Origin of the sequence: Magnetospirillum fulvum MGU-K5, assembly GCF_000442515.1 — a bacterium.
In the GTDB taxonomy this organism is placed as follows: Bacteria; Pseudomonadota; Alphaproteobacteria; order Rhodospirillales; family Magnetospirillaceae; genus Phaeospirillum; species Phaeospirillum fulvum_B.
Window position 1 is genome coordinate 1 of record NZ_AQPH01000111.1, and the last position, 6590, is coordinate 6590.

The 6590-nt window shown below is 63.7% G+C and carries 9 protein-coding genes; 6 read left to right on the forward strand and 3 right to left on the reverse strand.

Features of this window, described 5'->3' with window-relative positions:
• The first annotated feature begins 194 nt into the window (after positions 1-194).
• The 5 genes from K678_RS16530 to K678_RS19605 all read left to right on the forward strand — a co-directional run bounded on the left by K678_RS16530 (position 195) and on the right by K678_RS19605 (position 3905).
• Positions 195-512, forward strand: coding sequence for a BON domain-containing protein (locus K678_RS16530; RefSeq protein WP_021133628.1), 318 nt, complete (start codon positions 195-197; stop codon positions 510-512).
• A 44-nt stretch (positions 513-556) separates the two neighbouring features.
• On the forward strand, positions 557-850 hold the full coding sequence (locus tag K678_RS16535) for a PepSY domain-containing protein (RefSeq protein WP_196802608.1): 294 nt from the start codon (positions 557-559) through the stop codon (positions 848-850).
• Positions 851-1099: 249 nt separating this feature from the next.
• Positions 1100-1246 (forward strand): DUF3096 domain-containing protein, encoded by a 147-nt coding sequence (locus K678_RS18390; protein WP_021133630.1) that lies wholly within the window; start codon positions 1100-1102, stop codon positions 1244-1246.
• Between the two features lie 332 nt (positions 1247-1578).
• Entirely contained in the window at positions 1579-2883 is a 1305-nt protein-coding gene (locus tag K678_RS19600) for a PAS domain-containing sensor histidine kinase (protein ID WP_051185971.1), read from the forward strand.
• Between the two features lie 59 nt (positions 2884-2942).
• Positions 2943-3905 carry a response regulator gene (locus K678_RS19605; protein ID WP_051185972.1) on the forward strand — a complete coding sequence of 321 codons (963 nt, stop codon included), beginning with the start codon at positions 2943-2945 and terminating at the stop codon, positions 3903-3905.
• Here the strand turns inward: K678_RS19605 and rsmD are convergent.
• Genes rsmD through K678_RS16555 form a run of 3 tightly spaced genes read right to left on the reverse strand, consistent with a single transcriptional unit; the run spans position 3902 to position 6052 of the window.
• Complete coding sequence (gene rsmD, locus K678_RS16545; protein WP_021133631.1) at positions 3902-4456, reverse strand: 16S rRNA (guanine(966)-N(2))-methyltransferase RsmD; 555 nt, start codon at positions 4454-4456, stop codon at positions 3902-3904. The genes K678_RS19605 and rsmD overlap by 4 nt on opposite strands.
• Positions 4431-5339, reverse strand: a complete 909-nt coding sequence (locus tag K678_RS16550) for a pseudouridine synthase (protein ID WP_021133632.1) — start codon at positions 5337-5339, stop codon at positions 4431-4433. The genes rsmD and K678_RS16550 overlap by 26 nt, the downstream gene beginning before the upstream one ends.
• Positions 5336-6052 (reverse strand): gamma-glutamyl-gamma-aminobutyrate hydrolase family protein, encoded by a 717-nt coding sequence (locus K678_RS16555; protein ID WP_039853663.1) that lies wholly within the window; start codon positions 6050-6052, stop codon positions 5336-5338. Before K678_RS16555 ends, K678_RS16550 begins: the two co-directional genes overlap by 4 nt.
• A 77-nt stretch (positions 6053-6129) precedes the next feature.
• Here K678_RS16555 and K678_RS16560 point away from each other — a divergent pair, with 77 nt between their 5' ends.
• Positions 6130-6567, forward strand: coding sequence for a nucleoside deaminase (locus tag K678_RS16560; protein ID WP_021133634.1), 438 nt, complete (start codon positions 6130-6132; stop codon positions 6565-6567).
• The last annotated feature ends 23 nt before the right edge of the window (positions 6568-6590 follow it).

Genomic DNA, 6590 nt, shown 5'->3' on the forward strand with positions numbered 1-6590 from the left:
AAATGCCGATAAATTGACGGATACAGGTCTATTTCTCCGCAACTTATCGAAATATGATTTTCACAAATTCATACAAAACACCGACACAACACACTTCCATCTTCATTTGTCAATTTACCCCCCCAGTCCCATGTCGGACGCGGCGAATGCTCGCGGCCACAGACCGGCCAGATTCAAATAAAAGGATGATTCCCATGTTCAGCCGAACAATGTCGTTCCGAAAGGCCATCAGCCTTGTTGCGGTCACCGTCGCCCTGTCGGGCTGCACGGTTTTCTCGGGCCGTGAAACGACGGGCGAGTATGTCGACGACGCCACCGTCACCACCCGGGTCAACGCCCAGATCATCAACGATTCGTCGTTGAAATCGTCTCAGATCAGCGTCGAAACAATGCAGGACGTCGTTCAGTTGAGCGGGTTCGTCGACACCGCCCGGGCCAAGGAAAGGGCCGGAGAAATCGCCCGGAACACCACCGGGGTCCGTTCGGTCAGAAACAACCTGATTGTCCGATAATGACTGAACGCACCCAGCCCACCACCAGAGCGATGAGAACGATCATGGCGACAAGAGCATATATTTTGCTGGCATCGACGATCCTCGCCCTCGCCCAGGTTTCGGCGGTCACGGCCATCGCCGCCGAGGACAAGAGTCCGGGCTGCGCCCCCGGCGAGCGGATCGACGGCACCACGATCGAGTCGGCACGGGCAAAATTCGAGAAAGCGGGCTATCGCCGTGTCATCGCCCTTAAAAAAGGCTGCGACAGTTTCTGGCACGGGACCGCAACCCAGGATGGGCAGCCGATCCATGTCGTTCTGACGCCAACGGGACACGTCATCGTCGAGGGCAATTGAGCCGCATTGCCGGTTGCCTGGGGTGGCCTGACGCCTTCACTTCAAGGAGTTCACGCCATGTATAGCAGCATCATGCTGATTACCCTGGCCCTGCTGCTGATCGGATCGCGGCGCGGCGGATTGTCCGGACGTCCGAACGGACGATGGCATTCCCCCCCGTAAGACCTGACACGTCATCGCTACTTAAGGACGCCATGAAGCAAGCTTGTAATTCATAAAGATCAACCAAGGCGCGAAGGATCATTCATCATGGATCTCCACAGCCTTCCCCTCGAACCCATCGTCGCCCTGGTCGCCGGAATCGTGATCCTGGTCCAGCCCGGTCTGCTGAACTACATCGTCGCGATCTATTTGATAATCGTTGGGGTTATCGGTATCGCCCCAAGATTATTCTAGCGGCTGAAGCCTGATATCCCTGGGTATATTCCGACCCTGTCGGCATCCACCCAGGGGTTAATATCATAAGATAGATATCGCGCCGAGAGCCGCTGTGGCCTTCCTACCTTCCCGCTCCGGGAGAGACACTCTTTCCCGAGAAAAGTGAGAAGAGCGAACATCCTTAAACGCAGCGGGTCGGAAGAGCGGGACAAAACGGCGAGGATCGTCGCCGTTCGCAAGCCAAAGTCGGCGACGGTCCGTGCGCCCCGCGCCGATCCGCCATGACAGATCGAGCGCCCTGCGGAGGGGCCTGAGGCTGAACTCAATTTTCCGCAATCGAGAAACGCGCCATGACTTTCGAGCAAAGAGACGTTCCGAATCCTGCGGATGGCAAGCGCCCCCAGACGAAGCCGACCGCAGACACCGTCCCGTCGCCTCTCAGCGTCGAGGATGCCCAGCGGCTGGTTCACGAATTGCGTGTTCATCAGATCGAACTGGAGAGTCAGAACACCGCCCTCCAGGAAGCCCGCCACGAATCCGAAGAGACTCTGGCCCGCTATACCGAATTGTATGAATTCGCGCCGGTGGGCTATGTCACTTTGGACCTGAACGGTGTCATCAAGCGGTCCAACCGCGCCGCCACCGCCCTGTTGGGCACGGTGCCGGGGCGGAACGCCCCGCAACGGCTGGGCGCGTTCATCGCCGACGAATCCTTGCGGGACTTCGCCTCGTTCCTGGAACGGATTCTCAGCGGCAAGGACACCGAACGCTGCGAAGTCGGGTTGAAATCGGCGGACGGTCAGTCGAGCTGCGTCGTTATCCTGGAAGGCCTCTCCGACGTGACCGGCCAGGATTGCATCGTCGCGATGATCAACATCACCGAGCGCAAGCGCACTCAGGATGCCCTGTTGCGTGCCAAGGAAGAAGCCGAACGGGCGACATCGGCCAAATCGCGCTTTCTCGCCGCCGCCAGCCACGATCTCCGCCAGCCGCTGCAAACCCTTTACCTGATTTGCGGCGTGATGGCGCGCCGGTTCGACGATCCCCGCCTGCGCGAGTTGATCGCCAACCAGGATCAGGCGCTGGAAGTGATGTCGGGGATGCTGAACACCCTGCTCGACATCAATCAGATCGATGCCGGGCTGACCAAGCCCCAGCCGATCGGCTTTCGCATCTCGGTTCTGCTCGACCGACTGGAGCGAGATTTCGCGTTTCACGCCGGAACCGGAGGCAATGTCTGGCGCGTCATTTCCTCGCGCTCCTTCGTTCACAGCGACCCCAAAATTCTCGAACAGATTCTCCGCAATCTGCTGTCGAACGCCTTCAAATACACCCACCATGGCAAGGTGCTGCTGGGCTGCCGCCACGTCGGCACCCACCTGCGGATCGAAGTCTGGGACAGCGGCATCGGCATCGCCGCCAACCAGATCGACGCGATCTTCAACGAATTCGTCCAGATCGAAGCCCCCATCGACGGCCACAACCGGGGCCTGGGGCTGGGACTGGCGATCGTCAAACGCGAAGCGGTATTGCTTGGCCATCCGCTGCGGGTCCGTTCCGTGTTGGGACGCGGCTCGGTCTTTTCGATCGAGGTGCCCCTGGCCGAAGCGGAAACCCCGGTTGCGGTTCCCCCCTGCCCCCCCTGGACAGCCTGAACGCCCAGATCCGCCAACGCCGGATTCTGGTAGTCGAAGACGACCCGGCGATCAGTTCGATGCTGAACAGCCTGTTCACCTCCGAAGGGGCATTGGTCACGGTCGCCGCGAATGCCGCGATGGTGCTGAACCGGCTCGCCCAACCGGCCCAATCGTTCGATCTGGTGATCTCGGATTATACCTTGCGCGACGGAGCGACCGGACTGGAGGTCATCGCCCGGTTGCGAGCGGCGGGATCGCCCGATCTTCCGGTGATTTTGCTGACCGGCGACATCTCAACCGGAACCTTGCGCAAGATCGGTGCGGTGACCGGATGCATCCATCTGACCAAGCCGGTGACCACCAGCGAATTGATGCGGGCCGCCGGAATTTTGTTGTCGCGTCGGCAAAGGCCGGGGACGGAAGCGAACACAACGGAACCGACGATCTTTGTCATCGACGATGATGACCCGCTGCGCCAGACCATGTCGATGTTGCTGACCGAGGAAGGCCGCTCGGTCGAGAATTATCCCACCGCCGAAGCCTTTCTCGCCGCCGTCGCCCCCACCCGCGAGGGCTGCCTGCTGGTCGATGCGGTGATGCCCGGAATGGGCGGTCTGGAATTGCTGCGGCAGTTGCACCGCCAGAACCGCAGCCTGCCCGCGATCGTGATGACCGGACATGGCGACGTCACGATGGCGGTGGCCGCGATGAAAGCGGGCGCGACCGATTTCATCGCCAAGCCGCTGAACCCCGCCGGATTGCTGGCCGCCGTCGAACGGGCATTGGAAAAGGGACGCGATCTGGCCGCCGATGGGGTTCGCCGCAGCGAGGCCGTGGGACGAATGTCCAGCCTGACCCCCCGCGAATACGACGTGCTGGAACAATTACTGGCCGGTCACCGCAACAAGACCATCGCCCATCACTTAGGGATCAGCCAGCGCACCGTCGAGAATCACCGCGCCTCGGTGATGCGCAAGACCAAGTCGAAAGCCCTGCTCGACCTGCTCCGAACCGTTATCGACGCCAATCAGAGCGATTAGGGCGACGTCCGTACCACGAACGCGATCTGTGCCGGTCCATGACGACGGGTATCGGCCAGGGTGAAGCCGGGCGGCGGGACGAAAGCCTCGTCCGCCGCCACTTCGACCACCGCCAACACACCGGGTGCCAGCCAACCTGCCGCATCGAGCGCGGACAGCGCCGGGGCTGCCAGCCCGCCATGATAGGGCGGATCGAGAAAGGCCAGGGTACAGGCGGCCTCGGCACCCGGCGGACGCGTCGCGTCGGCGCGCAGCAGCCGGGTCCGGGCACTTTCGCGCAGGGTCTCGACATTGGCGCGGACCGCATCAAGCGACGCCGGATGGGTATCGAGGAACCACGCCCGCTCCGCCCCACGCGACAGTGCCTCCAGCCCCAGCGCCCCCGACCCGGCAAAGGCGTCGATCACCGTCGCCCCATCCAGATCGACCAGATCGGAATGAGCCAGGATATCGAACAGCGCCTGACGCACCCGGTCGGCGGTCGGCCGCGCAGTGCGACCGGGCGGCGCGACCAGGGTACGGCCCTTATGGCTTCCGGCGACGATTCGCATCGGCATTCCCCTTGGCCGGGCCGTGACGGAGCGGAGCCGCCTTCTTGCGCTGATCCTGCTCTTTCAGCCGCTCGTCTTTTTCCCGCTCTCCGGCCGGACGCGAATCGACCTTGGGACGCAGCACCGGCTTGGCCCCGCCGGTCTGCTCGCGCAGCACCTTGCCCGGCACCTCGTCAACCGCACGTTCCTCCAGCGTACCCAACTGGAATGGGCCATAGGCGACCCGGATCAGCCGGGTCACCGGCCAGCCGAGATACTCCATCACCCGACGGATTTCACGGTTCTTGCCCTCGTGCAGCGCCACGGTCAGCCAGGCATTGGCCCCCTGCTGGCGGTCCAGCGTCGCCTTGATCGAGCCATAGGCCTGACCCTCGACGGTGACGCCGCGCTCCAGCCGTTGCAACGCGACCGGATCGACCTCGCCATGGACGCGGACGCGATAGCGCCGCACCCAGCCGTTCGAGGGCAGTTCCATCTTGCGGGCCAGCGCGCCGTCATTGGTCAGCAGCAGCAGCCCCTCTGAATTGAGATCGAGCCGCCCCACCGACACGACGCGGGGCAGATCGGCGGGCAAGGTCTCGAACACCGTCTTGCGTCCCTCGGGATCGCGGTGGGTGGTGACCAGACCGGCGGGCTTGTGATAGCGCCACAGCCGGGTGCGCTCGGGCTCGGACACCGGCTGACCATCGACCAGGATCAGGTCGTTGGCGGTCACGACACAGGCCGGGCTGTCCAGTACCACGCCGTTGACCGCAACCCGGCGGTCGGCGATCCAGCGCTCGGCATCGCGGCGCGAGCACAGACCGGCACGGGCCAGCCGCTTGGCGATCCGCTCTCCGGCCGCTGCCGGGCTGGTGGTTTCGTCCCGCTCGTCGGTCGTCATTGTCTTGCCGCCTCCACCAGGGCCGACAGCACTTTGGCGTCGGCCGGGCCAATCAGAAATTCGGGATGCCACTGCACCCCGATGCAAAAGCGCCGGTCGGGCGCTTCGATCCCCTCGATCACCCCATCGGGGGCGAGAGCATCGACGATACAACCGGGAGCGACCTGCTTCACCGCCTGATGATGGGCGGAATTGACCACGGTCCGCCCCGCCCCCACGATCGCCGCCAGCCGGGTTCCGGCGACGATTTCGATCTCGTGGCCCGGTTCGGTGCGCGGGTTGGGCTGTTCGTGGGCCAGCGCGCCTTCGACCTCATCGGGGATGTGCTGGATCAACGTGCCGCCCAAGGCGACGTTCAGCACTTGCTGGCCGCCGCAAATCCCCAGGATCGGCAGATCGCGGGCCAGCGCGCCGGTCAGAATCCGCATCTCGAACGCGGTCCGGGTCGCGTTCAGGGTAACGGTGGGATGGCGGCTGTCCTCCCCGAACAGCGCCGGATCGACATCGAACGCGCCGCCCGAAACAATCAGGGCGTCGAGGCGGTCGAGATAATCTTCGGCCAGATCGGGATGATGCGGCAGCGGCAGGGGCAACCCGCCGCATTCGACAACCGAATCGCAATAATTGCGGCGCAGAGCATACCACGGCATCTTTGAATAGCCGCCGGGCTCCTCGCTGTCGAGAGTAATGCCGATAATTGGGCGTCGACTCATGGTCAAAGTTGTCCTTGGGCCTGGGGCAGCCCTCCTATACCTTCCCGTCCCCGCCGAAGCCATGGTAAAGCGACGTCATGACCGGCTTCATGCAGATCGCCCTGGCCGAGGCCGAGGCCGCCGCCGCCCGCGCCGAAGTGCCGGTGGGAGCGGTGTTGGTCCGAAACGGCGAGGTTCTGACCGTGGCTGGCAACCGGGTCGAGGAATTGTCCGACCCCACCGCCCACGCCGAAATCCTGGCGATCCGCGCCGCCGCCGCCGGACGCGGCGGACGGTTGGAGGGCTGCGACCTCTACGTCACGCTTGAGCCCTGCCCGATGTGCGCGGCGGCGATCGCGCTGGCCCGGATCCGGCGGGTCTATTTCGGGGCCTATGACCCCAAGGGCGGCGGCATTGATCACGGCGCCCGGGTGTTCGACCACCCCACCTGCCACCATCGCCCGGAAATCTATGGCGGGATCGAGGAGCGGCGGGCGGCGGCGCTATTGCGTGATTTCTTTCGAGCCAGGCGCTAGGGCGTGGACTCATAAAGGGCGAC